The sequence below is a fragment of the Aestuariibaculum scopimerae genome (assembly GCF_059428085.1).
Genome location: NZ_CM182089.1, coordinates 1,920,795 through 1,947,121 on the forward strand (window position 1 = coordinate 1,920,795; position 26,327 = coordinate 1,947,121).

24 protein-coding genes are annotated in these 26,327 nt (G+C 37.4%); 11 read left to right on the forward strand and 13 right to left on the reverse strand.

From position 1 onward, the window contains the following. Window positions 1-3: 3 nt before the first annotated feature. The 3 genes from AC5SR4_RS08310 to AC5SR4_RS08320 form a co-directional block, all read right to left on the reverse strand. Window positions 4-819, reverse strand: coding sequence for a mechanosensitive ion channel family protein (locus AC5SR4_RS08310; protein WP_495359072.1), 816 nt, complete (start codon window positions 817-819; stop codon window positions 4-6). Window positions 820-896: 77 nt separating this feature from the next. Then, complete coding sequence (locus AC5SR4_RS08315; protein WP_495359073.1) at window positions 897-1,259, reverse strand: DUF1304 domain-containing protein; 363 nt, start codon at window positions 1,257-1,259, stop codon at window positions 897-899. Window positions 1,260-1,373: 114 nt separating this feature from the next. Continuing rightward, window positions 1,374-2,276 carry a NifU family protein gene (locus AC5SR4_RS08320; protein ID WP_495359074.1) on the reverse strand — a complete coding sequence of 301 codons (903 nt, stop codon included), beginning with the start codon at window positions 2,274-2,276 and terminating at the stop codon, window positions 1,374-1,376. Window positions 2,277-2,448: 172 nt separating this feature from the next. Here AC5SR4_RS08320 and AC5SR4_RS08325 point away from each other — a divergent pair, with 172 nt between their 5' ends. Together AC5SR4_RS08325 and AC5SR4_RS08330 are read left to right on the forward strand one after the other, a co-directional pair. Beyond that, window positions 2,449-3,453 carry a PorP/SprF family type IX secretion system membrane protein gene (locus AC5SR4_RS08325; protein ID WP_495359075.1) on the forward strand — a complete coding sequence of 335 codons (1,005 nt, stop codon included), beginning with the start codon at window positions 2,449-2,451 and terminating at the stop codon, window positions 3,451-3,453. An 11-nt stretch (window positions 3,454-3,464) separates the two neighbouring features. Further along, window positions 3,465-3,977: a gamma carbonic anhydrase family protein gene (locus AC5SR4_RS08330; protein ID WP_495359076.1), complete on the forward strand. Its 513-nt coding sequence runs from the start codon at window positions 3,465-3,467 to the stop codon at window positions 3,975-3,977. 28 nt (window positions 3,978-4,005) lie between these two features. Here AC5SR4_RS08330 and AC5SR4_RS08335 read toward each other — a convergent pair whose 3' ends face one another. Further along, window positions 4,006-4,590 carry an RNA polymerase sigma factor gene (locus AC5SR4_RS08335; RefSeq protein WP_495359077.1) on the reverse strand — a complete coding sequence of 195 codons (585 nt, stop codon included), beginning with the start codon at window positions 4,588-4,590 and terminating at the stop codon, window positions 4,006-4,008. 104 nt (window positions 4,591-4,694) lie between these two features. On the opposite strand from AC5SR4_RS08335, the gene AC5SR4_RS08340 reads away from it, so the two are divergent. The 6 genes from AC5SR4_RS08340 (at window position 4,695) to AC5SR4_RS08365 (ending at window position 15,782) form a co-directional block, all read left to right on the forward strand. After that, window positions 4,695-5,933, forward strand: coding sequence for a FecR family protein (locus tag AC5SR4_RS08340; RefSeq protein ID WP_495359078.1), 1,239 nt, complete (start codon window positions 4,695-4,697; stop codon window positions 5,931-5,933). A 741-nt stretch (window positions 5,934-6,674) separates the two neighbouring features. Beyond that, the gene (locus tag AC5SR4_RS08345) at window positions 6,675-10,010 is read left to right on the forward strand and encodes a SusC/RagA family TonB-linked outer membrane protein (protein ID WP_495359079.1); all 3,336 of its coding nucleotides are present in this window, start codon (window positions 6,675-6,677) and stop codon (window positions 10,008-10,010) included. Window positions 10,011-10,021: 11 nt separating this feature from the next. Beyond that, on the forward strand, window positions 10,022-11,398 hold the full coding sequence (locus tag AC5SR4_RS08350) for a RagB/SusD family nutrient uptake outer membrane protein (RefSeq protein WP_495359080.1): 1,377 nt from the start codon (window positions 10,022-10,024) through the stop codon (window positions 11,396-11,398). A gap of 121 nt (window positions 11,399-11,519) precedes the next feature. Then, window positions 11,520-12,890 carry a TlpA family protein disulfide reductase gene (locus AC5SR4_RS08355; protein ID WP_495359081.1) on the forward strand — a complete coding sequence of 457 codons (1,371 nt, stop codon included), beginning with the start codon at window positions 11,520-11,522 and terminating at the stop codon, window positions 12,888-12,890. Between the two features lie 483 nt (window positions 12,891-13,373). Beyond that, window positions 13,374-14,201 carry an RteC domain-containing protein gene (locus tag AC5SR4_RS08360; RefSeq protein WP_495359082.1) on the forward strand — a complete coding sequence of 276 codons (828 nt, stop codon included), beginning with the start codon at window positions 13,374-13,376 and terminating at the stop codon, window positions 14,199-14,201. Between the two features lie 879 nt (window positions 14,202-15,080). Next, the gene (locus tag AC5SR4_RS08365; RefSeq protein ID WP_495359083.1) at window positions 15,081-15,782 is read left to right on the forward strand and encodes a DNA-binding domain-containing protein; all 702 of its coding nucleotides are present in this window, start codon (window positions 15,081-15,083) and stop codon (window positions 15,780-15,782) included. A gap of 232 nt (window positions 15,783-16,014) precedes the next feature. On the opposite strand, the gene murI is transcribed toward AC5SR4_RS08365, so the two are convergent. Further along, window positions 16,015-16,794 (reverse strand): glutamate racemase, encoded by a 780-nt coding sequence (gene murI, locus AC5SR4_RS08370; protein WP_495359084.1) that lies wholly within the window; start codon window positions 16,792-16,794, stop codon window positions 16,015-16,017. A gap of 199 nt (window positions 16,795-16,993) precedes the next feature. Between murI and AC5SR4_RS08375 the strand changes: the two genes are divergently transcribed. Both AC5SR4_RS08375 and AC5SR4_RS08380 read left to right on the forward strand, forming a co-directional pair. Further along, window positions 16,994-17,209, forward strand: coding sequence for a hypothetical protein (locus tag AC5SR4_RS08375; RefSeq protein ID WP_495359085.1), 216 nt, complete (start codon window positions 16,994-16,996; stop codon window positions 17,207-17,209). A 97-nt stretch (window positions 17,210-17,306) separates the two neighbouring features. Next, complete coding sequence (locus AC5SR4_RS08380; RefSeq protein ID WP_495359170.1) at window positions 17,307-17,615, forward strand: putative toxin-antitoxin system toxin component, PIN family; 309 nt, start codon at window positions 17,307-17,309, stop codon at window positions 17,613-17,615. A 183-nt stretch (window positions 17,616-17,798) separates the two neighbouring features. On the opposite strand, the gene AC5SR4_RS08385 is transcribed toward AC5SR4_RS08380, so the two are convergent. From AC5SR4_RS08385 to AC5SR4_RS08400, 4 genes are all read right to left on the reverse strand, one after another. Continuing rightward, window positions 17,799-17,987 carry a hypothetical protein gene (locus tag AC5SR4_RS08385; RefSeq protein ID WP_495359086.1) on the reverse strand — a complete coding sequence of 63 codons (189 nt, stop codon included), beginning with the start codon at window positions 17,985-17,987 and terminating at the stop codon, window positions 17,799-17,801. Window positions 17,988-18,375: 388 nt separating this feature from the next. Continuing rightward, window positions 18,376-18,537 (reverse strand): hypothetical protein, encoded by a 162-nt coding sequence (locus AC5SR4_RS08390; protein WP_495359087.1) that lies wholly within the window; start codon window positions 18,535-18,537, stop codon window positions 18,376-18,378. A 113-nt stretch (window positions 18,538-18,650) separates the two neighbouring features. Then, window positions 18,651-18,812 (reverse strand): hypothetical protein, encoded by a 162-nt coding sequence (locus AC5SR4_RS08395; RefSeq protein WP_495359088.1) that lies wholly within the window; start codon window positions 18,810-18,812, stop codon window positions 18,651-18,653. A gap of 844 nt (window positions 18,813-19,656) precedes the next feature. Then, the gene (locus AC5SR4_RS08400; RefSeq protein ID WP_495359089.1) at window positions 19,657-19,833 is read right to left on the reverse strand and encodes a hypothetical protein; all 177 of its coding nucleotides are present in this window, start codon (window positions 19,831-19,833) and stop codon (window positions 19,657-19,659) included. 779 nt (window positions 19,834-20,612) lie between these two features. Between AC5SR4_RS08400 and tnpA the strand changes: the two genes are divergently transcribed. Next, window positions 20,613-21,089 carry an IS200/IS605 family transposase gene (gene tnpA / locus AC5SR4_RS08405; RefSeq protein WP_495359090.1) on the forward strand — a complete coding sequence of 159 codons (477 nt, stop codon included), beginning with the start codon at window positions 20,613-20,615 and terminating at the stop codon, window positions 21,087-21,089. Window positions 21,090-21,391: 302 nt separating this feature from the next. Here tnpA and AC5SR4_RS08410 read toward each other — a convergent pair whose 3' ends face one another. From AC5SR4_RS08410 to uppS, 4 genes are all read right to left on the reverse strand, one after another. Further along, entirely contained in the window at window positions 21,392-21,898 is a 507-nt protein-coding gene (locus AC5SR4_RS08410) for an OmpH/Skp family outer membrane protein (protein ID WP_495359091.1), read from the reverse strand. Window positions 21,899-21,939: 41 nt separating this feature from the next. Then, window positions 21,940-22,905, reverse strand: a complete 966-nt coding sequence (locus tag AC5SR4_RS08415; RefSeq protein ID WP_495359092.1) for an OmpH/Skp family outer membrane protein — start codon at window positions 22,903-22,905, stop codon at window positions 21,940-21,942. A gap of 124 nt (window positions 22,906-23,029) precedes the next feature. Then, a complete protein-coding gene (gene bamA / locus AC5SR4_RS08420; protein WP_495359093.1) occupies window positions 23,030-25,654 on the reverse strand; it encodes an outer membrane protein assembly factor BamA in 2,625 nt (874 codons plus the stop codon). Next, window positions 25,587-26,327, reverse strand: coding sequence for an undecaprenyl pyrophosphate synthase (uppS, locus tag AC5SR4_RS08425; protein ID WP_495359094.1), 741 nt, complete (start codon window positions 26,325-26,327; stop codon window positions 25,587-25,589). The genes bamA and uppS overlap by 68 nt, the downstream gene beginning before the upstream one ends.

Sequence of the window (26,327 nt, forward strand, 5' to 3'; positions counted from 1 at the left end):
AACTTATGCTTGTTTGTGGATTTCCACTTGGTGTGGGTATGGAATTTCAATGCCTGCAGCATCAAGCGCTTCTTTAGCGCTTTCCGTAATACCAAAGTAAACCTCCCAGTAATCTTCTGCATTACACCAGGGGCGCACAGCGAAATTAACCGAACTGTCGGCCAGTTCTAAAACATTAACCGTAGGTTCAGGGGTTTGTAATACTTTAGGGTTAGAAGTTAAAACATGCATTAAAATTTCCTTAGTGGTTTTAATATCTGCATCATAACTTACTCCAAATACCAAGTCTACTCGGCGTGTGCCTTCCGTAGTATAATTTACAATATTACCATTGGAAAGGGCACCATTGGGAATGATAATTTCTTTATTGGATAGGCCTGTTAGCTTGGTTGTAAAAATAGAAATCTCTTTTACACCCCCTATTTCACCTTGGGCTTCAATGAGATCTCCAATTTTAAAAGGTTTAAATATCATGATAAGTACGCCGCCAGCAAAATTGGCAAGAGAACCTTGTAAAGCCAAACCAACAGCTAAACCAGCAGCAGCTAGTATAGCAGCAAAAGAAGCGGTGGGTACGCCCAGTGTTCCAAGAATAGTAATAACCAATAGTATTTTAAGGCCCCATACAGTTAAATTCAATAAAAACTTTTCCAGACTTTCTTCATAATTGCTTTTAGCCATTATTTTACGGAGCATCTTCACAATGCGCTTAATAATAAAGGAACCAATAATCCATACGGCAATGGCTCCTATAATTTTTAATCCATATTCAGTAGCTAATTCAAGCCATTTTTCTGCATCGATATTCTGTAAATCCATAGTGTTATTTGTTTTGAATTAAGTATAAAAGTATTAACTATATTAAACTTATTCATGTAAAGACCATGAAAAAAACGTTAAATATTGTTAAAGTAACAACTTATTAAACCCATAATGGCAGGTAGTGCCTGTACATAAAAAAGTAAGGGTTTCTTTGTTGAATATGCGCCATAAATACCTGCAATGGTAACACACACAAGAAAAAAAATAGCGATGCTTTGGTCTTTTTGAATAATTGAAAAGAATAAACCAGCAGCCAAAAATCCATTGTACAACCCCTGGTTTGCAGCAAGAACCTTGGTGTCCTCGGCAAAAGTTTTTGATTTTAGACCAAATGTTTTTATGCCTTTGGGTTTAGTCCAAAAAAACATTTCAAGCAATAAAAAGTAAATATGCTCAAAGGCCACCAGGGCGATAAAAAAGATGGTAATGGGAGTCATAACTATTAATTTAAGGGTTAACCAATTCAAAGATAGTTAATCCCCTTAACTAAATAATATGGATGCTTGTTCAGCAATCTTTATTCTGATATCTAACAGCAAAGCGGTTTAAATTTACCCATTAATAGCTTCAACCGTCTCTACCTTACCGTTAAGCATTTCTTTAAGCATATTTTCAATACCACTTTTTAAAGTATAAGTAGACGATGGGCAACCACTACAGGCGCCTTGCAACATAACACTTACGTTTTTGCTTTCGGCATCATAGGAAATAAACTGGATATTGCCACCATCGCTGGCAACAGCTGGTTTTACGTATTCTTCAAGGATGTTTATAATTTCCTTAGAGGTATCGTCTAAAGATTCAAAATGGGCATCAACCTGTTCCGTCGATTTTTTTAAACTTTCAGCAGCATCAGGAAGTACAATCTCTTTGCCGTTTTCAATATAATTTTTAATAAACTCACGCAATTGTATGGTAATATCTTGCCATTCAGCTACATCATATTTTGTAATGGAGACATAATTCTCTTCAAAAAACACACTCTTAACAAATGGAAAATGAAACAGTTCTGTAGCCAAAGGCGATAGTTTGGCTTCATCTATAGATGTGAACTCAAATAAGGTAGTCACCAACTTTTTATTGGCCACAAACTTCATTACCGATGGGTTTGGGGTACTTTCGGCATATACCGTAACGGGTACTTTTTTAGGTTGTGCGGTTTCCTCTATAATAATGCCCCCATCGTTTAAGTAAGCCTCAATCTGTTCGGCCACTTCATCTTGTACATCGCCCCATTCCACAATATTGTAGCGTTCTACAGCTATAAAGTTACTGGATATATACACCTTTTTTACAAAAGGCAAATAGAATAATTGTTGGGCCAAAGGCGATGCTTTGGCTTCATCTATATTGTTAAATTCATAACTTTCATGCTTGGTAATAAACGCATTAAGTTCAAATTTTATAATTGCTGTATTAGTTGTTTCTTGCACAGAAACCTTGAAAGTATTCATTTTAGCTAATTTTTTACAAAAATACTAAAAGAAAACTTTAGATATCCATATATTTGAGTTTTGTTGCCTCTTTTTAAGAGTTTGAAGATAAAGGGCTTTTCCTTTATCTTTTTTATGTAATTTTTTAATAATCAATACGTTTGTGTAAGACAAACTTACCTGAGTAAACTTTATGAAGTTAAAAACTATTTTTATAATTGCAATTAACGTGTTGTTTATTAAAATGGCATTTTCGCAAGAGGGGCTACCCATTTATACAGATTATTTAACGGACAATTATTATTTAATTCACCCTTCTATGGCTGGTGCTGCCAACTGTGCTAAAATAAGATTAACGGCACGTCAACAATGGTTTGGGCATGATGATGCTCCCAAACTTATGACCTTAAGTGTGAATAGCCGTATTGGGGAATCGGCATCAGGTATAGGTGGTATTTTGTATAATGATAAAAATGGTTACCATTCTCAAAATGGCGCTTACCTAACCTATGCCCACCATTTAATGTTTTCTAGAACAGAGGTTGACTTGAATATGCTTTCGTTTGGACTTAGTGCTGGGTTTATTCAATATAAATTGGATGAAACAACGTTTTTGTTTGATGGCCCAGACCCCATTATAGATGGGGTTGTGCAAAACGAAACCAACTTTAATATAGACTTTGGGTTCTCGTACCACTATTTAGATTTTTATGCCCACGGTACCATAAAAAACCTATTAAAGAATTCCGGGGTTAATAACGATATTGAAATTACCAGTAATTTAAGGCGCTACCTATTGTCTTTAGGGTATGTGTATAGTAAATACGGTAGTACCTGGAGCTACGAACCTTCCATTATGTTCCAGTATAAAGATGGCACGAAAGAGTCGTCTATAGACTTTAATGCCAAGGTATATAAGACGATGGATTTTGGAAGATTGTGGGCAGGCTTATCCTATAGAGCTAGTTTAGATGGTGCACAATACCAAACAAGTTCAGGAACCATTAGCAGTCAACGTTTGCAACAAATCACACCTATATTAGGCGTTAATTATAATAAATTTATGTTTGCTTATAATTATACCTATCAAAGCAATTCGGTAGTGTTCACCAATGGAGGCTTCCACCAATTTACTTTAGGATTCAATTTTGGTTGCCGCCGAGAGCCATACGATTGTAATTGTCCCGCCGTTAATTAAGACTTTACATCATGCCAGTAATAAAACCAGTAAACGGCATTATGCCGCAAATATCAGAAGATTGTTATATAGCCGAAAACGCCACTATTGTAGGCGATGTGGTTATGGGCACCCAATGCAGCGTTTGGTTTAATGCGGTAATACGTGGGGATGTTAACTACATAAAAATGGGTAATAAAGTGAATGTACAAGATGGCGCTGTTATTCATGCTACATATAAAACCGCACCCACCAATATAGGCAATAATGTATCTATTGGGCACAATGCCATTGTGCATGGTTGTACCATTCACGACAATGTGTTGGTAGGTATGGGTAGTATTATTATGGACGACTGTGTTGTTGAAAGCAATAGTATTATAGCTGCTGGCGCCGTAGTAACGCAAAATACGCACGTAGAAGCAGGCAGTATTTACGCTGGTGTACCCGCTAAAAAAATAAAAGATATAAGCCAAGAACTCATCTCTGGGCAAATAGATAGAATTGCCAATAATTATATTAAGTATTCCAGTTGGTTTAAATAATTCTGAATTCAGAATTCTGAATTCTGAATTAAAAAAGTGTATCAATCCACAAGGCAATACAAGTGGCATCCACCCCTTTTTTCAAAATACTCAGGGCTTTAGAAATATGTGTTTCCACGGTTTTTTCAGAAATGCCCATCACCTCGGCAATTTCCCTGTACTTTAAATTCTCAAACCGGCTTAGTTTAAAAGCGCGCCTGCATTTAGGCGGTAGGGCCTCAATAGCCTGGTACATCATTTGTATTTTTTCTTCCAAAACAGCTTCATCCTCCTGTTCGGTATTTACATCCAGGAGCATAGACCATTTTAAGGCCTCCAGCATATCCACCTTTTGCTTGTTGCGTCGTAAATAATTTAAAAAATAAAAATAGGCCGACTTGTACAGGTAGTTTTTTAAAGACGTATTAATATGTATATCCTCCCGTTTTTGCCAAATATTAATAAACACCTCCTGGGTAATATCTTCAGCCAAAAACATGTCCTGGCACATTTTAGCCACATATATGCAAACACTGTTGTAGTACGTGTTAAACATATAATTATAACTCGATTCTTCCCCTTTTTTTAAGCCTTCTAGCAGGTTGGCTTCAATACTATAATCTGGCTGGTCCAATATGAATTGTTTTTTTTACGGTAGAAAAATATTTGCTAAATTATAAAAAAAAAACTCAGGGTATTTTAAAAAGTCTGTGTCTATATAACAAAGACCTCAATAAAATGAATATTGATAAAGACATCATATTAATTCAAAAGTATCTGAGTAATCAGGCCAATGCGTTTGAGATCAACCGCTTAAAAAAGTGGGTTAAGCAAAGCCCAGAGCATAAGGCTATTTTTTTTGAGCAGGTAAAACTTTGGGACTATACCAGCCCCTATAATACCAAAACCTTTAATGTAGAAAAAGCCTATCAAACCTTTTTGGCCCAAAGAGACACCTTTGTTAGCCAAGTACCAAAACCCCAATCGCGTTTTAAACCCATAGCAAAATATGCCGCAGCCGCAGCCATTTTGCTAATAGCAGCAATCACCATCTTAATAAAGACGAATGTCACCCTGAGCGCAGTCGAAGGGCCAATCATAGTAAATAACCAAATAGAACCCGGCACCAACCAAGCTACTTTGGCCCTAGAAGACGGTTCTGTCGTAGTCTTAGAAAAAGGAACGAGCTACCAAACAACATACGCCAGCAGTAATGGCGAGCAACTCGTTTACAACCCGGCAAAAAGTAGCCAAGAGCCAAAGGCTAAAGGCCAACAGCCAACCATCAACATCTTGACTGTCCCCAGAGGCGGGCAATATCAATTAGAATTAGCCGATGGCACCAAAGTATGGCTTAACTCCGACACCCAATTAAAATATCCGGTAAGCTTTGTAGAAGGACGCAGTCGTGAAGTAGAATTAGTTTATGGGGAGGTTTATTTTGATGTTACGAGCGCTGCGAAGTTTTCAAGGTCGCAGCCCGACAAAAGTCCTTTCATAGTGCATCATAGCGCCCAGGAAGTAGAAGTCTTAGGAACCGAGTTTAATATTAAGGCTTATAAAGACGAAAATAATATAGCTACCACCCTAGTAGAAGGCAAAGTATCTGTCACCCCAAGTACAGTTGAGAAGTCTCAATACTCAATACCCAATACTCAAATCTTAAAACCCAACACCCAATCCACCCTAAACAAAACCACCAACCAAATCACCACAACCACTGTCGACACCTACCCATACACCTCCTGGCGCGAAGGCCTATTCATTTTCGACGACATGACCCTCGAAGACATCATGAAAGTCCTATCCCGTTGGTACGATATGGACGTACAGTTTGAAAACGAAACATTAAAACAAGTCGAGTTTATAGGGTCCCTAGGTAAAAACCAGGACATTGAAAAGATATTAACCGCCATCATGAATGGTAGCGTAATGCAGACGTATGAAATTCGGGGACGGACGATTGTGTTGAAGTAGCTGTGGAGCAAACCCTCCGTCCTGCGCTAGGGCGCAGGCCACCTCCCTTTAACTAAAGGGAGGAGCTGAGTGCAGACTTTTTAAAGAAAAACATTCGGCTAGCACGAGTAAAGAAAAAGAAAAAAGAAACGTTCATTGAAAATAAAGAAAAGAAAAGACGCTGAACTAAATTCAGCGTGACAGTCCGTTAGGTATAGGTCTATGCCCTCTGGTTTGTCATGCTGAATTTAGTTCAGCAACTAATAATATACCAACTAAAACACAAACATTATGAAAAAACAACATCCAACTTAGCAATTATGAATTATGAATTAAGAATTCAGGATTCAGAATTTAGAATAGTTAAGAGTTTGCCATCCTCCGACGGTATTTCAAAGCAAGCGTGATGGGGCTCCCCTCTTCTTTTTCGAAGAGGGGGGGCGAGCGTAAAGAAACAATCCAGTGGATTGTTTTAGCGAAGGGGCCAGCCAGCGGGAGGGCTCGCAAAGCAGCAATCAGGGGGAGTTTAAAGACAAACAAGCTAGCAAGCAAGTAAGCAAACTTAGCGCCTTCGCGCCCCTGTCTGCAGACAGGCAGGCTCTAAACTTCTAAACTAGAGATTCCCGCCTCCGCGGGAATAAGTGAGATTCCCGCCTCCGCGGGAATGGAAAAAGGGATCAACATGACACCGTGGAAAGTAACCATGCAAATCCCTAGAGATTTTTATCAATTAATAAACATTAACCAATAAAAAACAAATTTATGGAATTAAAATCAACCCATGTTGATTTCCCAAAAATTCTCCCGATATTTAAAGAGAGAAGCTTTGGAAAACAACTAGTATTAATGCTTATGCGAACATTAATCTTTTTGGTATGTGCCACCGTGTTTAGCCTCACACCTAAACACATGCTCTCACAAGAAAAAGTCGTAATAGACACAGACCAAACCGTGTCCGTAAACGAAGTCTTTAAAATCATTCGCGCACAAACCCACTACAAATTTATTTACCAGGCCAACCTATTTAAAGACCTCCCACAAGTACAACTTAAAAAAGGCCGTATTTATGTAGATGCCCTATTAAGCAAAACCATTCCCGGCCAATTTAATATCGTACTGGCAGAAGACAACACCATCATTATAAAAGATAAAAAAACCGAGCAGCAACTACAGGTATCAGGTAAAGTCACTGATGAAGCGGGCATGGGTATTCCCGGTGCCACCGTACTTATTAAAGGGACTACCAAGGGTACGGCTACCGATTTGGATGGTAATTACAGCATTGTGGTTGCTAACCCGGAAAATGTATTGGTGTTTTCGGCTATTGGGTTTGCCAAACAAGAAATAACCGTTGGTAACAAAAGCAACATTAATGTAACACTTAAAGAAGATATAAGTGAGCTGGATGCGGTTACTATTAATGCAGGGTATTATAAGACTTCTAAGCGACTTAATACAGGAAATATCTCAAAAATTACTTCAGAAGACATACAAAAACAACCTGTAAGCAATCCATTGCAAACCTTGCAGGGTAGAATGTCTGGGGTTTATATACAACAGCAATCAGGTTTGCCAGGGAGTTCATTATCCATAAAAATAAGAGGTAGAAATAGTATTAGGTCTACTGCTGGAGCTAATGAACCATTATATGTCATAGATGGTGTCCCTTTTAATGCAAGTTCTATGTCTGACCAAATAGGATTTAATGTGTTATTTTCTGGAGAAAGCCCTCTAAATAGTATTGACATAAATTCCATAGAAAGTATAGAGGTATTAAAGGACGCTACATCTACAGCTATATATGGCTCAAGAGGTGCTAATGGAGTTGTTTTGATTACTACAAAAAAAGCAAAATCAGGAGTTCCAAAAATTCAGTTAAACTTAAGTAGCGGTATGGGTAAGGTAACACGGATGCTTGATATGATGAACACAGAAGAGTATATTACTATGCGAAAAGAGGCCCATGAAAATTTTGGGTTTCCTTACGATAATCCAGCATTTGCAAGTCTTTGGCCAGATTTATTAGTATGGGATACAACAGGTGCGCGAGACGTAGATTGGCAAGATGAGTTAATAGGAGGTACAGCTTACACTACAAATGCTAATATCTCTGTAGCAGGGGGGAATGAAAATACAAGTTTTTCAATTGGAGGAAACTATTATCGAGAAACAACCGTTTTTCCAGGAAGTAATGCTCTTCAAAAAGGCTCTGTAAATTTAAGCCTAAGCCACCAAAACCCTAATAAAAAATTTAAAGTTGTATTTTCAGCAAATTACTCAGTCACAAATAATGATTTGCCGGGTAAAGATCTAACACAAGAAGCTTTAACCTTACCTCCTAATGCACCTGAAATATATGATGAAAATGGAGAATTAAACTGGGAGAATAACACATGGACTAATCCACTCTCTTTTTTAGAAAATTCTTTTAATAGCAAGCAATACAACCTTGTAAGTAATGCTGAGGTTAGTTATAATATAACCTCAAATTTTCAATTAAAAAGTAATTTCGGGTACAATAACATTATAAATGATCTTTTTTTAACTAATACAATAAGATCCCAAAATCCAATCAATAACCCCCTGGGTACACTTTTAAAGGGACATGGTAGTAGAAGAACATGGATTATTGAGCCACAATTAAACTATAAAGCAACAATTAGCAAAGGCCGTTTAGACTTTTTGATAGGAACCACATTTCAAGAAAATATAAGTGAAAGTGAAAAACTATTAGGGTCAGGCTATACAAATGATGCTTTAATTGAGAATATTAAATCAGCACCAACAATTTCCCTACTAAGTGGTGATTATGTACAGTATAGATACAATGCTTTATTTGGAAGAATTGGTTTCAATTGGGATGAAAAGTATTTAATTAATTTGACTGGTCGACGTGATGGTTCTAGTCGATTTGGAGCGGACAGACAATTTGGAAATTTTGGAGCAATTGGAATTGGATGGATTTTTACGAATGAAAATTTTGTAAAAAGGAATGTATCATTTTTAAACTTCGGAAAAGTAAGGTTTAGTTATGGAACTACGGGTAGTGATGCTATTTCTGATTATCAATTTATGGACACTTATTCATCAACACAATATCCTTATCAAGGAAGTAGTTTAGAGCCAACACAACTTGTTAACCCAGATTACTCATGGGAAAGTACAAAGAAAATGGAAATGGGATTAGATTTAGGTTTTTTTAATGATGGAGTTTTATTAAATGTGAGTAGATATCAGAACCGTTCTTCAAATCAATTAGTGGGTCTGCCTCTACCAGATATAACAGGTTTTAGTGAAGTTCAATATAACTGGCCTGCTAAGGTAGAAAATACAGGATGGGAAGTTGAACTAAATACTATAAATATTAAATCAAAAAAAATTTCGTGGAGATCTTCTTTTAATATAACATTTCCGAAAAATAAACTATTAAGTTTTCCAGATATAGAAAATACAATTTACAATAATCGTTATTCAGTTGGCAAGTCCTTAAATATAGCAAAACTAGTACATTTCACAGGTCTTAATGAAGAGACGGGACTTTATGAGTATTTCGATGTAAATGGTGATGGTAATTTGTCAATTCCTGAAGACCTTCAAACAGAAAAAGAAATTGGGCAAAAATATTATGGAGGGTTTCAAAATAGTATAAGTTATGGATTATTTCAGTTAGATTTCTTTTTTCAATATGTAAAACAAACTGGGTATAATTTTCAGGCAGCAATACCTTCAGTTCCTGGTTCATGGCAACAAAATCTACCCACTTTTTTATTAAATCGATGGCAAAATCCTGGAGATATTTCAACAATTCAAAAATTCACTTTGGTTAGTGATGAATTTCTTTATGCTAAAAACTCAGGAGATATTTTCATTGAAGATGCTTCATTTGTTCGTTTGAAAAATGTTTCTGTTTCTTGGACATTTCCTAGAAATTTAATAGAAAAGATGAGAATGTCTAATGCGAGAATTTATATTCAAGGGCAAAATTTATTAACATTTACTAATTACAATGGACAGGATCCTGAATGGGGAGCAGGAAATGGCAGACCTGTATTACCACCATTAAGAATGTTGATGTTTGGAACTCAATTAACCTTTTAAATCTCAAGAAAATGAAAAACATAATCAATAGTTTGCGAGGAAAACGCATTTTATTTTTATCAATAATAATCGTCAATTTTATTGCATGTGAAAATTTTGTTGAAGTAGATCCTCCAAAAACGAGGATTACGGGCGACGCATTATTTACTTCGGATGCATCAGCAAATTCAGCAGTAAGAGGAATCTATAATGAAATGGTAGATGGAGGCTTTACTAGTGGAAATCAAGAAAGTATAACGTTCTTTACCGGATTATCTTCAGATGAACTGCAGCCAATAAGTGGAAATTCACTCATCTTCTATAATAATGCCTTAGCAGCAAATAATCAGTCAATACGTAATTTTTGGCAGGATGCTTATAAAATAATTTATAATGCTAATTCTGTATTAGAACGTTTGGTTAATGCATCAAACATAACTCAAAGCACTAATAAACAACTTAGGGGAGAAGCACTTTTTTTACGTTCCTACTGTTATTTTTATCTGATAAATTTATTTGGAGATGTACCTTTAATTCTAATTACAGATTATCGAGAAAACTCAGAAGCGTCAAGATCACAAATAAGTAAAATATATGATCAAATTGTAAGTGACCTTCAAGAGGCACAAACATTGATGGTAGAAGATTATTCATACTCTAACGAACAGCGTGTAAGAGCTAATAAGTGGGCTGCTACTGCATTATTGTCAAGGGTCTATCTATATCAAGAAAGATGGGCTGAAGCCGAATTAGAAGCGACAAGCATAATAAACAATAAAGGACTTTTTGACACAGTTCCTTTGAACAATGTTTTTTTAAAGAATAGTAAGGAAACCATTTTACAATTGTTGCCCATAATTCCAAATAAAAACACAAACGAAGGTGTAATTTTTGTTACAGCATCTCCTCAGTTTGGCTATTTGTCTAACAGTTTAGTCTCTTCTTTTGAACCAAATGATTTAAGAAGAATCAATTGGGTTAATACTAGTTTAAGCTCATATGCTTTACCATATAAATATAAAAAAGGAAACAATACAACTCCTCTAACAGAATACGAAATGCTATTTCGTGTTGCTGAACAATATTTAATTCGGGCAGAAGCTAGAGCAAAACAGAACAATATTAGTGGAGGGCTTAGTGATGTTAATATCATTAGAAAAAGAGCCGTGCTACCACCTGTTACAGCTTCTTCGCAAATTGACTTAATGGAAATAATAGAGCAAGAAAGAAAAGTGGAATTGTTTGTTGAAAGGGGGCATAGGTGGTTAGATTTAAAAAGATGGGAGAAAGTATCAGAAGTTTTAAGTCCTATAAAATCTGATTGGGAAATGGGAAAAGATGAACTTTATCCGATTCCGGAACATGAAATTTTAAATGGAATTAATCTCACACAAAACCCCGGATACTAATCTATATTTTAATATAAAGGCTGTCAAATAAATAAAAATTACAAGCTTAATTTTTTAATCATAGAATATAAATTTTGTTAGAATAATGTTGCTTGACAGCCTTAATAAATTAAATTTTAAAATGAAAAAGAAACAAATAATCATCATTCTTGCTTTAACATATGCAGTATGTTTTTGCAGTTTGAATGCTCAACAGGTCAAAAAAGAAGGATTAAAAGTAGGAGATAAAATACCAAACAGTTTTACATTTAAGAATTTAATAAACTACCCTTCAGATACTGCTTCAATCAAAGATTTTCGAGGTAAATTATTGTTAATCGATTTTTGGAGCAGTAGCTGTAAAAGCTGTATAGAATCTTGGTCCAAATTGTTGAAAATACAAAAAGAATTTGAAGGTAAAATCCAAATTATATTAGTTAATCCTTGGGAAGAAAAAGAAGTAGTACTTAAACTATTTGAGAGGCGTAAAAAGGTTCTAGGGATAGATATGAAATTGCCAACCTCTATTTCAGATGCCTCAATTTTAAATTTATTCCCTGTTTCTGGGGTGCCTCATATTATATGGGTTAACCAATCAGGTTTAGTGCAATCAATAACATCATCTAGTCCAATTAATAAAGAAAATATTCAACTTGTGCTTGAGGGAAAAGAAACAATAATACCTCAAAAAAAGAACAATAATGACTTTGTCATTCCAGATTGGACTAAACCGTTATTCATCAATGGCAATGGGGGAACCCCTAAAGAAATTTTTTGTCAATCATTGTTTGGAAAATCTGATGACATACCTTCTTCTATGATGGTTAGTGAAAAAGAAGGATTAATTATGGCAAATTGTTCTATATTAATGATGTATGCACTTGCATATACACCTGAATCAAGAATGGGAAAAAATGGTAGATTATTTCCAATGAGGCCAAATAGGGTTATTTTAAAAGTTAAAAAACCTGAAAAGTATATGGCTAATATCGATGGGACTTTCTTTCCAAGCAAACAATTTTTATATCAATTATTGTCTCCAAAAGATTCTATAGAAGGCTTACTTCAAAAAATGCAAAGTGACTTATATAGGTATATTGGGTTATCTGCCTCTATAGAGAAAAGGAAGATAAAATGTTTGGTTTTTAAGGCAGATGATATATCATTAATAAAACCAAGTCAAGAAGAATTAGAATATTTTAAGACTAATTCACCAAGTTACGAAGGTGGTCAAAAAGTATCAGATGTTATTTTCAGAATTACTCAAAAACCTTTAGATGATGTAATTCGCTTCATGGAAGATGCGACTGCCTATTCAAATTCAGAATATCCAATTTTAAATGAAACAGGTTACAATGGAGATGTAAGTTTAAAAGTTGAAACGGATGTTTATAATCACAATAAATTGGATGAAGCATTATATAAAAAATACAAAATGCATTTTAAGTTAGAAGAAAGAGTAATTGATGTTCTTGTATTAAGCGAACCAGATAGTTATATTTTTCCATACTAGTATATATAAACTCCAAGCCAAGTTTACAACAAAGCAGCAAGAAAAGTGAAATAAAATAATAACAACCCACTGCCAAATAGCCTGCAAACCAATAAAAACAATATTTAACAAAATAGTTGTTCAATTGGAGGAAAATAAGCACTTAAAGCGGGCTGGACAGCAGTACGAACTAAAGAACAAACAAAATGCACCGAAGCTTCACATCCCCAATTAATAGCAAAACCGTAGCCAACAAACATATCTGCGAAGGCAGGTGTCTCAACACATACCCAAAAACCACTTTCCCGGCTACAAGCACACGCCCACCTTAACAAATATATGGGTGGTGTGTAAAATTCTCTTAAAAAAACATCTACATACACCATTGCTTTAGTAAAGGCATAAAATAAAAAGCTTTAACACTAACATTATAATAACCCTAAAGAATTAATAGCAAACAAGATGAAAAAAAACAAGTTTAAAACATAAAAAATTAAAGTACCGATGAATCAAACCTTTGAACAATTCGAAGCAGAGATAAAAACAATACAGACCAACACCCCAGACCTACTGGAACAATGCGAACAGGGCGCCCAGTGCAGCCAAAAGTACCTGTGCCAGATACAGGCCATGGCGCTAGGGGCCGACTTTACCGCCAAGAACGACATACGGGCCTTCCGCAAGGAGCAATTGCCCCAGGTGCTGGGCCACTGGATCTTTTACCGCGAGCACTACACCGTACAGATAAACCTGCCCCTGGGCACGGTAAAAAAGCAGATCAAGTACCTGGACAGGGAAATCCAGAAAAGGCAGGACTATATAAACATCCACCAGGACCTGTACCGCGCCTACAAGCGCAGCGACACCACCCTGGAGACCATCTATTTAAATACCGAGAACAACATGCCCTGCCTAAACGCGGGGCCCTATTGCCTGTTCAGCATCCCCGGCCTTACCACGGGCATCGACAACATCCTGGCCACCCTGATAGCTTACGAGCGATTGATAGAGACCCTAAGGGAGCAGATAGCGCTGTTGGACCTGGACACCACAGCACCCGAAGCAGGGCCACAGAAAACCGCCCTGTTGCAATGGAAGGGTACCAAAACAGAATTGATAGAGTTTATCTACATCCTCCATGCCTGTGGTTTTATCGTCAATAAAAACCAAAGTTTGGCAGAGACCATTAGGGTATTTGAAACCCTGTTTGGTACTCACCTAAAGGACTATCGGCGTACCGTGGCTAAAATCCGCAACCGCAAGATAAACAAGGCCATTTTTTTAAAGAAACTCATAACCTTGTTTATTAAATACGTGGCACTGAACTACTGAGTCCGTAAAAACCTCTAAAAAAGCCATTTTTTTATATCTGAAAACCAATTGGATACACCTAATCTTAGGCACGGGACTAAGATTAGGTATGTTTATTCCTATAATTTTTGACATATTTGCAACTGAAAAATGACAAATAAAAACAAATATTGATAATTATAAATACAACTGTATATGAAAAGTTTTTAAATTATACAGGAAATGGATTTACGATTGACGATACGATTGATTTTTGCTGATGGTTGGGTTTAACCCTCCGTCCCACGCTTAGGGCGTGGGCCACCTCCCTTTGAAAAAAGGGAGGAGCCATTAGACTGAACATTAAAGAACTAACAAAAAATGAAAAATGTTGATAAAATAAGCAAAATCCGGCTCCCCTCTTCTTTTTCCGAAGAGGGGACGATTGCTGCAAAGCAGCAATCAGGGGAGTTATACAGCAACAGTAAGCAAATCCGAGTAAGCAACAACTAACCAACTATACAACAAACAACTAAACATTTAGAGCAACAGTAAGTACACAAGAGTAAGCAACAACTAACCAACTATACAACAAACAACTAAACATTTAGAGCAACAGTAAGTACACAAGAGTAAGCAACAACTAACCAACTATACAACAAACAACTAAACATTTAGAGCAACAGTAAGTACACAAGAGTAAGCAACAACTAACCAACTATACAACAAACAACTAAACATTTAGAGCAACAGTAAGTACACAAGAGTAAGCAACAACTAACCAACTATACAACAAACAACTAAACATATAGAACAACAGTAAACACACAAGAGTAAGAAACCAACTAACCAACAACCGACTAAACTTTTAAAGCAAGCGAATTTCTATAAATAAGTTAAATCATTTAAAAACAAAAGAGTATGCTAGAATATGCATTATATGACAATAAACTAACACCGGATGACCCTGACGATCAGGTTGGGAAACCGGTAAATGTAAAAGTTAATGGCCGCGCTGATCTTGTGGGCATGATGACGGGGGAGGGCTCCATCCTTAAAAAAACAGAGATAGACGCTGTGTGGAACGATAGCTGGAAGCGCATTGCACAAATGATAGCCCGTGGTGAAACCTACAGCGATGAATACATTAGCCTGTACTTTAACATGACAGGGGTATTTATTAGCGAAGACGATACCTTCGATCCTAATAGGCACACCCTGAGCATTACTGCCAGGCTAAAGGGCGATGTAGCACATGCGGTGGCCGAGGTGGCCATGAAGAAGGTAGATACCACCGTAGTGGCACCAGAAATAGATGAGGTGTATAACTGGGGCACCGAAAGCTCCAACGATGCCCTCACCGCAGGGGATGTATTGGAGGTTTATGGCAATAACCTAAAAATAGCCAATAACCTGCCAGACGATGAAGGTGTGGTGTTTATTAATCAGGCCGATGGTACCGAGTATCGACAAAATCAGTTTCGTACCAACGAACCAAAAACACTAACGCTGCGCATACCCGCGCTGCCTGTGGGCAATTACCGTATAGAAGTCCGTAACACACGCTACGACAGTAAAACATTGCGTACTGGGCTCTTTGCGCCCGTACTGGTAGTGGCATAAATTAATCGTATAGAAATTCACTTGTATAGCCCGTGGCCCCAAAGCTTCGGGTTTCTTTTTGCACATAGGTTGCGTATCCTCCATACGCCCCTTGCGTAGCAACCATACGCCGCCCTCGTATAGACCATACGCCACCTGCGTATCCCCTTTACGCGCAAAATCCTACAATTCGCCAAAAGCTAAAAGCCAAAAGCTAACAGCTAAAAGCCAAAAGCCAACAGCCAACAGCTAATTAAAACTCCAAAAAAGATACATGCTGCTCATACCCTAAAAGCGAAGCCATAACCTCGGGGTTACCATTGGTATAAAATTCGGTTTTGGCCGGTAGTGTTTGGGGGGTTAGCAGTTGATGTTTTTCTAAGATGGCTTTGGTTTGTCGTGCTACGGCTTGTCCCGAATCGATAATTTTTACATGCTTGGGCAGCATATCCAATAGCAAGGGGATGAGGTACGGATAATGGGTACAGCCTAAAACCAAATAGTCTATATTGGCATCTAGCATGGGCTTTAGGTATTGGGCCAAGAGTGTTTTCATGGTATCTGAAAACAATTGTCCTTGTTCTATAAGTTCTACAAGACCCTCGCCCACACGTTCAATAACGGTTATATTGCTGGCAAATAAGCTTGAAGTTTTAGAAAACAATTCACTGCTTAAGGTGCCCTGAGTGGCCAATATGCCTATAGTATGTGTTTTGGTTTGTAAGGCTGCGGGTTTAATGGCGGGCTCTATGCCTATAAAAGGTAGATTGTAACGGGCCCTTAAAATACTAATGGCGTTGGTGGTAGCTGTATTGCACGCTACTACAATAAGTTTGCAACCTTTACCAATTAAATATTCGGTGTTCTTTATGCTTAGATCAATAATGGCTTGTTTCCCTTTAATGCCATAGGGGGCATTGGCACTATCGGCTAAATAAATGGTGTGCTCATTTGGTAAGAGCGCATGGATTTCTTTCCAAATGGACGTACCGCCAACACCAGAATCAAAAATGCCTATAGGTTGCTTGTTCATAGAATTATATTCCCATAAAAGTAAATAAATACATTGAAAAAATGGATTTGATTTGGTGTTTTTGTGTTTATAGCCCATATTAAAGAATGGGTAAGTGTTATGTGGAATTATAGAATATGAAATAGGCATTGTACAGATACATTACAAAAAATTTATACGAAGATTTGAGAATTCATTATATTTGGTAAAAATTATACCTATGGAAACGATTAGAATAGACATATTAAACCCTAAGGCTAAAGCATTACTTAAGGATTTGGCAGACTTAGATTTGATACGTATAAAAAAGGATAAAGTAAAATCTGAATTTAAAGACTTGTTAGGTAAATTTAGAAAGAATGCTGATACCACCCCATCTTTAGATGAGATAACAGATGAAGTTGAGTCTGTTAGAAAATCTAGATATGAGAAGTAAAAAAGTAATTTTAGATACAAATCTTTGGATCAGTTTTCTTATTTCTAAGCGGCTTGATTTTATTGATGATCTATTGTTTGAGGGCAAAATATAATTAATTTTTTCTGAAGAGTCCCTTGAAGAATTTCTAACCGTAGCAAAAAGGCCTAAGTTTTCTAAATATTTCACACATGATATGATAGAAGACCTTTTGAGTTTATTTGATAAATATGGTAAACTTGTAAAAGTATCTTCTGATGTAAATGTATGTCGTGATCTTAAAGATAATTTTTTACTTAACCTTGCCATCGATAGCAAATCGGATTATTTAGTAACAGGTGACGAAGATTTATTGGTTATTAAAAAGGTCAAAAAAACAAAAATTATCAATTGGACTAGTTTTATGAAAGTGTTCAAAAAATATTAGAACAGATATTCAAAGGGAAAGTGGCGTAGTTAAAAAGGCAACGTGCGTTTGATCTGTTTTTTTACAATGCCGAATGCCCTCCGGGCAAAATGTAACATGGCGTATGGTTTTCTACAATGCCAAATGTCCTACGGACAAATGCGGTATGTGCAATACGTTTTTTTAAATTCAAATGCTTTGTTGTTAAAGACCATACCATACCGCGTAGCGGTTAGGGCATTGTAGCAATGCATATAGCACGTATCCCAATTCTCCGTAGGGATTGGCCCAACGCAATATTATTGTCCGTAATTGTTTCCGTAGCCCGTGGTAATAGGTGGCAATGTGTTTGGGTGTTACAATGCCGAATGCCCTACGGGCAAAATGTAACATGGCGTATGGTTTTCTACAATGCCAAATGTCCTACGGACAAATGCGGTATGTGCAATACGTTTTTTTAAATTCAAATGCTTTGTTGTTAAAGACCATACCATACCGCGTAGCGGTTAGGGCATTGTAGCAATGCATATAGCACGTATCCCAATTCTCCGTAGGAGATCGACCCAACGCAATATTATTGTCCGTAATTGTTTCCGTAGCCCGTGGTAATAGGTGGCAATGTGTTTGGGTGTTACAATGCCGTATACCCTACGGGCAAAATGTAACATGGCGGATGGTTTTCTACAATGCCAAATGTCCTACGGACAAATGCGATATGCGCAATACGTTTTTTTAAATTGAAATGCTTTGTTGTTAAAGATCGCGCCATACCGCGTAGCGGTTAGGGCATTGTAGCAATGCGTATAGCACGTATACCCGATTCTCCGTAGGGATTGGCCCAACGCAATATTATTGTCCGTAATTGTTTCCGTAGCCCGTGGTAATAGGTGGCAATGTGTTTGGGTGTTACAATGCCGTATACCCTACGGGCAAAATGTAACATGGCGGATGGTTTTCTACAATGCCAAATGTCCTACGGACAAATGCGATATGCGCAATACGTTTTTTTAAATTGAAATGCTTTGTTGTTAAAGATCGCGCCATACCGCGTAGCGGTTAGGGCATTGTAGCAATGCGTATAGCACGTATACCCGATTCTCCGTAGGGATTGGCCCAACGCAATATTATTGTCCGTAATTGTTTCCGTAGCCCGTGGTAATATGGGGCAATGTGTTTGGGTGTTACAATGCCGAATGCCCTACGGGCAAAATGTAACATGGCGGATGGTTTTCTACAACGCCAAATGTCCTACGGACAAATGCGATATGCGCAATGCGTTTTTTTAAATTGAAATGCTTTGTTGTTAAAGATCGCGTTATACCGCGTAGCGGTTAGGGCATTGTAGCAATGCATATAGCACGTATCCCAATTCTCCGTAGGAGATCGACCCAACGCAATGGGGCAATGTGTTTGGGTATTACAATGCCGAATGCCCTACGGGCAAAATGTAACATGGCGGATGGTTTTCTACAACGCCAAATGTCCTACGGACAAATGCGATATGCGCAATGCGTTTTTTTAAATTGAAATGCTTTGTTGTTAAAGATCGCGTTATACCGCGTAGCGGTTAGGGCATTGTAGCAATGCATATAGCACGTATCCCAATTCTCCGTAGGAGATCGACCCAACGCAATGGGGCAATGTGTTTGGGTATTACAATGCCGAATGCCCTACGGGCAAAATGTAACATGGCGGATGGTTTTCTACAACGCCAAATGTCCTACGGACAAATGCGGTATGCGCAATACGTTTTTTTAAATTAAATGTTTTGTTGTTAAAGATCGCGCTATACCGTGTAGCGGTTAGGGCATTGTAGCAATGTATATAGCACGTGTCCCCAATTCTCCGTAGGAGATCGACCCAACGCAATATTATTGTCCGTAATTGTTTCCGTAGCCCGTGGTAATATGGGGCAATGTGGTTGGGTGTTACAATGCCGAATGCCCTACGGGCAAAATGTAACATGGCGGATGGTTTTTCTACAACGCCAAATGTCCTACGGACAAATGCGGTATGTGCAATACGTTTTTTTAAATTAAATGCTTTGTTGTTAAAGATCGCGCTATACCGCGTAGCGGTTGGGGCATTGTAGCAATGCGTATAGCACGTATCCCGATTCTCCGTAGGGATTGGCCCAACGCAATATTATTGTCCGTAATTGTTTCCGTAGCCCGTGGTAATATGGGGCAATGTGTTTGGGTGTTACAATGCCGAATGCCTTACGGGCAAAATGTAACATGGCGGATGGTTTTCTACAACGCCAAATGTCCTACGGACAAATGCGATATGCGCAATGCGTTTTTTTAAATTGAAATGCTTTGTTGTTAAAGATCGCGTTATACCGCGTAGCGGTTAGGGCATTGTAGCAATGCATATAGCACGTATCCCAATTCTCCGTAGGAGATCGACCCAACGCAATGGGGCAATGTGTTTGGGTGTTACAATGCCGAATGCCCTACGGGCAAAATGTAACATGGCGGATGGTTTTCTACAACGCCAAATGTCCTACGGACAAATGCGGTATGCGCAATACGTTTTTTTAAATTAAATGTTTTGTTGTTAAAGATCGCGCTATACCGTGTAGCGGTTAGGGCATTGTAGCAATGTATATAGCACGTGTCCCCAATTCTCCGTAGGAGATCGACCCAACGCAATATTATTGTCCGTAATTGTTTCCGTAGCCCGTGGTAATATGGGGCAATGTGGTTGGGTGTTACAATGCCGAATGCCCTACGGGCAAAATGTAACATGGCGGATGGTTTTTCTACAACGCCAAATGTCCTACGGACAAATGCGGTATGTGCAATACGTTTTTTTAAATTAAATGCTTTGTTGTTAAAGATCGCGCTATACCGCGTAGCGGTTGGGGCATTGTAGCAATGCGTATAGCACGTATCCCGATTCTCCGTAGGAGATTAACAAATATTACGATGGTTGTTTTGAAAGCTTTTTCTATATTCGTTCGGATTTTGCATACAATATAAAATAAAACAATTCTAAAATAAAAACACCCAATCTATGAAACCTGGAACGTTTACCCAAACCTATGTTCAAATTGTTTTTGCCGTAAAATATAGAGATGCTTTATTACACAAGAGCTTTCGCGATAGGGTATTTGAATACATGGGAGGTATTCTTACCGATATGAAACACAAAAGCCTAATTATAAATGGTATGCCAGACCATGTTCACATGCTTATTGGGCTTAATCCGAACAAATCTATTTCAGAGACGGTTTATAATGTTAAAAGAGGCTCTTCATTATTAATCAATAAGGAAAAGCTTTGCAGAGTAAAATTTGCTTGGCAAGAGGGGTATGGTGCTTTTACCTATGGTCGTTCTCAGTTGGATGATGTGTACCATTATGTTAAGAATCAAGAAAAGCATCATAAGAGATTGTCTTTTAAGGAAGAGTATATAGAGTTTCTTAAAAAATTTGAGGTGGATTATGATGAGCGATTTTTGTTTGAATTTTTTGATGAAGAAGTTCTTTAACCGCTACGCGGTATATGCGGGGGATGTTATGATTTGTTTTTCTACAATGCTGGATGCCCTACGGGCAAATGTGATATGAGCAATGTGTTTTTAAATCAAAATGGTTTGTTTTTACAATGCCATATGCCTTACGGCAAAACATAACATTTCGAATGGTTTTCTACAACGCTGTACGTTCTCTGGACAAAATACAACATTGTTGTCTGCATGTATTTTGTTTTTTTAATATGCTAAACGTGATAGGGTTTAAATAAAAAAGCTGTCTTTATTAGACAGCTTTTAAATCATTTATGTGTAAAATATTAGATACCTAATTCTTTTTTAACATCATCCAATAGGTTTTTACCATCGGCAAGAATGGTAGCACCTTGAGCAGAGTCTAAAACATAATCATAACCTTGGGCTCTAGCTACTTTTAAGATAGCAGCTTTTGCTTTTTCGGTAATAGGTTGTAATAAATCCATTTCTTTTTTCTGAAGATCCTTTTGGGCATCTGCTTGAAATTGTTGGATACGTTGTTGCTTTTCTTGAATTTCTTGACCTCTCTTGGCGTTTTCTTCCTCTGTTTTATTAGGGGCTTCAGCTTCGTATTGTTTTAACAGGGTTTGAAATTCTGTTACCGAACTTTGTATATCTGTTTGATACGTTTTGCTTAAAGTCTCTAATTGGCTCTGTGCGGCTTTCATCTCTGGCATGGCCGTAATTAATTCCTGGGTATTTATATGAGCAATTTTACTTTGTGCTTGCGTAAAGCTTACGGTTACAATACATAGTACGGTTGCTAATAATAAGGTTCTTAATTGTTTCATTTTTAATAGTATTAATGTGTGTGTTATAAATTTGTTTTGTTTTAATTGCTGTTGTTTATACTGTCTCTTTCTCGTTTTAGTGCTTCGCGTTCTTTTAATTTTCGTTGTCTGTTTTCTTCTATTAATTGTGCCCGGGTTTTTGTTTCTCCGGCGTTATCTTCTTCTGTTGTTTCATTTTCTACGGCTTCATTACCTGTCGCTTCATTAGTGCTTTCGCTGGTTGCGTTTCTAGCATCTAATTTTGCTTGTTTGGCTTTTTCACGATCTTCCAATATTTTTTGGCGACGTGCTTCTATTTCTTTTTTCTTGGCTTCGCGTGCTGCCAAAATTTCTTGTCGGCGTTTTTCAATAGCACTCTCACGTTCGGCTTTCTTGGCTTCTTGGGCTTTTTCGCGTTCTTCCAGTTCGTAATTGATTTCTGGAACCAGTTCTTCGGCTTCAGCAGCTTTTCGTTCGGCTTTTGATTGGACTTGGGTACGCTTGGCAGCTCGTGAAATAGTTCGTATAATTTGTTCGCTTAAATCGAATTGCTTGGCAGAATAGAGCATAACGGCATCCGACGATTTGTCGAAAATAAAATCATACTTCCTACTAGCAGCCATATCTTGCACAGCAGCAAAAATTTGATCTTGTATGGGCTGCATGAGCTGTTTTTTTTGAAGGAACAGATCGCCATTAGGCCCAAAGCGTTTTTGCTGATAGTCTAGAATTTCCTTTTCTTCAAAAGCAATATCTTCTTCACGCTCGTCAATCAATTCTTTTGTTAAAAGCGCTTTTTCATTGCTAAGGTCTTTTCGTTTTTGGGCTACGGCACTAAGCTTGGCATCAATTTCTGCTTTCCACTTGTTGGCCTTTTCATTTAATTGTTCTGAGGCTTCCTGATATTCAGGAACGTTTTCCAAAATATACTCCGTGTCTATATAAGCAATTCTTACACCACGTTGTGCGTGTGCACAAAAGCCTAGCATAAAAACTATGGTCAATAAAAAAAGAACGTTGTTTTTCATTTGTTGATTTGTTTTATTTCTGTCACTTTACGAACTGTCTCTCCAAAATTAACGAATTTTAATTTTAAAAATTTCAATTCTTTTTCAAATCACCAAAGAGATATTAGAAAATATCGTGCCAAAATTAAAATTGTTGCCCAATTATAAAATGGGTTTCCCAACCATTTTTCTCAACTTCTCCTGGTAAAGGATCGAATCCGTGACCAAAATCGATCCCTAACAACCCAAACGCTGGCATGAAAATACGAATTCCTAAACCTGCTGAACGTTTAAGTGTAAACGGATTGTAATCTCTAAAACTATCATAGGATGCACCACCTTCTAAAAAGGTTAGGGCATATATTTTTGCAGATGCTTTTAGGGTAATGGGGTAACGAAGCTCTAAAGAGAACTTGTTGTAAATGGTTCCCCCATCGTTAGTTGACAGCGATTGGTTTGGATACCCACGTAAGGCTATGGCCTCTCTACCATCTAAACTATAAGTTCCTAGACCATCGCCACCTAAAAAGTACCTTTCAAAAGGAATGATACCTCGGGCATTGTTATAGGCTCCTAAAAAGCCAAACTCAACACTAGGTTTTAATACCAGGTCTTTGGCTAATTGTGTATACCAGTCGCCCTTAAAGCTAACTTTATAAAACTCTAACCATTTGTAACGTTCTTGGTCTATTTCGGCCATACGGGCATAATCGCTGGCAACTGTACCATCCAAAAGGTCGTACTCTTCTTTTAAGGCATCATAGTCCACACCATCGAATAATGAATATGGAACGGATAATTTGGCCGTAACTACAAAGTTTGAACCTGCCGTTGGGAAAATAGGATCTACACTGGTGTTGTTTCTACTTAAACCAACCGTGTAGGATAGGTTGTTTGCATAGCCATCACCAAAAGTGAATAGCCCCGTGTTGTAATTATTTAAATCGTAACGTTGGTAGCTAATGGCTTGCGATAGTGTAAAAAAGTCATCTGGTACCGATAAACGTTTTGCTAGCCCAAATGTAATACCTGTAATATTAAAGCTTTTAGATTTGTCGGCCCTACCGGTTTGGTAGTTATACAAAAATTGTTTTGTGTGCGATATGGATGTTGAAAACTGCACAGGGCGTTTACCTCCTAGCCAAGGTTCTGAGAACGAAAAGCTATAGGTTTGGTAAAAACGACTGGCCTGTAAACGCAATGCCAATTTTTGACCATCTCCCATAGGAATGGGTTTATAAGCTTCTTTTTTAAAGATGTCTTTAATGGAAAAGTTGTTGAATGATAGCCCTAGTGTACCTATAAAGCCACCGCCACCGTAACCACCTTGCAGTTCGATTTGGCTAGACCCAGTTTCCTTTACCGAGTATTCCATATCTATGGTGCCTTCATTAGGATTGGGGTTTTTAAAGTTAGGTGCAATTTCTTGGGCATCAAAAAAGCCTAATTGCCCCAACTCCCTCACGGTACGTACCACATTGGCCTTGCTGTACAATTGCCCTGGGCGTGTACGTATTTCGCGATATATAACATGGTCATTCGTTTTATCGTTACCAACCACGGTAACACTATTAAAATAGGCTGGCTTACCTTCGGTAATCCGAATCTCCAAATCAATCACATTGTTATCGGCACTTACTTCCACAGGGTCGATGTTCGAGAATAAATACCCATTGTTTTGGTAAAGGTTAGTAATATCGTTGCCATCGGGTTTAGATTGGTCTGCAATGCGCTTTTGCAACAGCACACCATTATAGGTGTCGCCTTTATTAATACGAAGCATTCTGTTTAAAAATTCATTGCTGTAAACGGTATTACCAATAAAGGTAATATCGCCAAAGGTGTATTTTTCGCCTTCGTTTACTTGTATTTGCAGCGATACGGTTTTTTTATCGTCATTCACTATTAAAGTATCTGATAGGATACGTGCATCGCGATACCCATTTTCTTTATATTTTTCTACAACGCTTGATAAATCGGCTTGATAAGCAGAATCAATAAATTTAGATCGTTTTAGGAGCCTTAGGCGGTTAATCTTTTTGGTGCTTTTCATGCTTTTACGAAGCGCTTTATCGCTAAGTACTTCGTTGCCTGTAAACACAATGTCCTTTATTTTTACTTTTTCGCCTTTATCTATATTGATAACCATATTAACGCGGGCGGTTTGTATGGAATCCTTAAGCTCAATAGTATTAATGTTTACTTTGGTATTGTAGTAACCTTCTTTTTTGTATTTTTTTGTTAGATAGTTTTTGGTGGTGGTAATTAGGTTTTCGGTTACTTTAACACCTTTTTTAAGTTTGTTTTCTTCTATAATACTTTCGTACTTGGATTTTTTAACCCCATTGATTTTTAGCTCGTTTAGTTGTGGTAAATCAGAGAGCCTGATTTCCAGATAAGCCACATTGTCTTCTATTTTGGTAATGTAAATCTCAATATCACTGAACAGTTTTGAGTTCCAGAGTTTTTTAATAGCGGCACTAACATCTTCACCTGGAATGGTCATTTCTTTGCCCTTACTAAGGCCAGAGTAGGTAACAATGGTTTGTTCGCTAAATGTGGTGTTGCCCGATACGCTAACGCCACCTAATATATATTTTTTACCATTATCGTATGGTATGTTTTGTGCTTTTAAACTAATACTGCCTATAAAAAGTAATAGGGCAATGCTGTGCTTTAAATATGTTGTCAATGATATACTATTAGCTAAGTTGTTCACTTGTTTTCCCAAATCGTCGTTCTCTTTTTTGATATTCAATAATAGCTTCATACAAATGCTCCTTCATAAAATCTGGCCACAAAACATTTGTAAAATATAATTCAGCATATGCTATTTGCCAAAGCAAAAAATTGCTTATGCGTTGTTCCCCACTGGTTCTAATAAGCAAATCTACATCTGGCAAATTATGCGTGTAAAGATGCTCATTAATAATTGATTCATCAATTTTTTCAGGCGAAATTATATTATTTTTAACTTTAATACTAATCTCTTTAACAGTATTTAGTAATTCTTCTCGTGAACCGTAGCTTAAAGCTAGCGTTAAAGTCATTCTATTATTGTGTTTTGTGCGCGCTATAACATCCAAGAGTTCGTGGTGAACTTTTTTTGGCAAAGTGTCTAATTTGCCTATGGCTGAGAGCTTTATATTGTTTTCTTGAAGTGTTTTTATTTCTTTTTTTAAAGAAGATACCAATAATTTCATGAGGGTTTGAACCTCTAATTTGGGACGGTTCCAGTTTTCGGTAGAAAAGGCATATAGGGTTAGGTTTTTAACCCCAAGCTCGGCACATCCCTCTACAGTACGTTTTACAGATTTAGCACCATTTTCATGACCTATAACACGCATCATGCCTTTTTGTTTGGCCCAACGGCCATTGCCGTCCATTATAATGGCAATGTGTTGCGGGAGTTTTTTGGTTAGAATGCGTGCTTTTAAATCCAT

Excerpts from the sequence above, each read along its gene's own strand:
- murI (WP_495359084.1), bottom strand. The coding sequence starts at position 16,794 with ATGAACAAGCAACCTATAGGCATTTTTGATTCTGGTGTTGGCGGTACG.
- AC5SR4_RS08390 (WP_495359087.1), bottom strand. The coding sequence starts at position 18,537 with ATGTTACATTTTGCCCGTAGGGTATACGGCATTGTAACACCCAAACAC.
- AC5SR4_RS08320 (WP_495359074.1), bottom strand. The coding sequence starts at position 2,276 with ATGAATACTTTCAAGGTTTCTGTGCAAGAAACAACTAATACAGCAATT.
- AC5SR4_RS08385 (WP_495359086.1), bottom strand. The coding sequence starts at position 17,987 with ATGTTACATTTTGCCCGTAGGGCATTCGGCATTGTAACACCCAAACAC.
- bamA (WP_495359093.1), bottom strand. The coding sequence starts at position 25,654 with ATGAAGCTATTATTGAATATCAAAAAAGAGAACGACGATTTGGGAAAA.
- AC5SR4_RS08400 (WP_495359089.1), bottom strand. The coding sequence starts at position 19,833 with ATGTTACATTTTGCCCGTAAGGCATTCGGCATTGTAACACCCAAACAC.
- AC5SR4_RS08415 (WP_495359092.1), bottom strand. The coding sequence starts at position 22,905 with ATGAAAAACAACGTTCTTTTTTTATTGACCATAGTTTTTATGCTAGGC.
- AC5SR4_RS08345 (WP_495359079.1), top strand. The coding sequence starts at position 6,675 with ATGGAATTAAAATCAACCCATGTTGATTTCCCAAAAATTCTCCCGATA.
- uppS (WP_495359094.1), bottom strand. The coding sequence starts at position 26,327 with ATGGATTTAAAAGCACGCATTCTAACCAAAAAACTCCCGCAACACATT.
- AC5SR4_RS08395 (WP_495359088.1), bottom strand. The coding sequence starts at position 18,812 with ATGTTACATTTTGCCCGTAGGGCATTCGGCATTGTAACACCCAAACAC.
- AC5SR4_RS08360 (WP_495359082.1), top strand. The coding sequence starts at position 13,374 with ATGAATCAAACCTTTGAACAATTCGAAGCAGAGATAAAAACAATACAG.
- AC5SR4_RS08325 (WP_495359075.1), top strand. The coding sequence starts at position 2,449 with ATGAAGTTAAAAACTATTTTTATAATTGCAATTAACGTGTTGTTTATT.
- AC5SR4_RS08310 (WP_495359072.1), bottom strand. The coding sequence starts at position 819 with ATGGATTTACAGAATATCGATGCAGAAAAATGGCTTGAATTAGCTACT.
- tnpA (WP_495359090.1), top strand. The coding sequence starts at position 20,613 with ATGAAACCTGGAACGTTTACCCAAACCTATGTTCAAATTGTTTTTGCC.
- AC5SR4_RS08340 (WP_495359078.1), top strand. The coding sequence starts at position 4,695 with ATGAATATTGATAAAGACATCATATTAATTCAAAAGTATCTGAGTAAT.
- AC5SR4_RS08315 (WP_495359073.1), bottom strand. The coding sequence starts at position 1,259 with ATGACTCCCATTACCATCTTTTTTATCGCCCTGGTGGCCTTTGAGCAT.
- AC5SR4_RS08365 (WP_495359083.1), top strand. The coding sequence starts at position 15,081 with ATGCTAGAATATGCATTATATGACAATAAACTAACACCGGATGACCCT.
- AC5SR4_RS08410 (WP_495359091.1), bottom strand. The coding sequence starts at position 21,898 with ATGAAACAATTAAGAACCTTATTATTAGCAACCGTACTATGTATTGTA.
- AC5SR4_RS08355 (WP_495359081.1), top strand. The coding sequence starts at position 11,520 with ATGAAAAAGAAACAAATAATCATCATTCTTGCTTTAACATATGCAGTA.
- AC5SR4_RS08350 (WP_495359080.1), top strand. The coding sequence starts at position 10,022 with ATGAAAAACATAATCAATAGTTTGCGAGGAAAACGCATTTTATTTTTA.
- AC5SR4_RS08330 (WP_495359076.1), top strand. The coding sequence starts at position 3,465 with ATGCCAGTAATAAAACCAGTAAACGGCATTATGCCGCAAATATCAGAA.
- AC5SR4_RS08375 (WP_495359085.1), top strand. The coding sequence starts at position 16,994 with ATGGAAACGATTAGAATAGACATATTAAACCCTAAGGCTAAAGCATTA.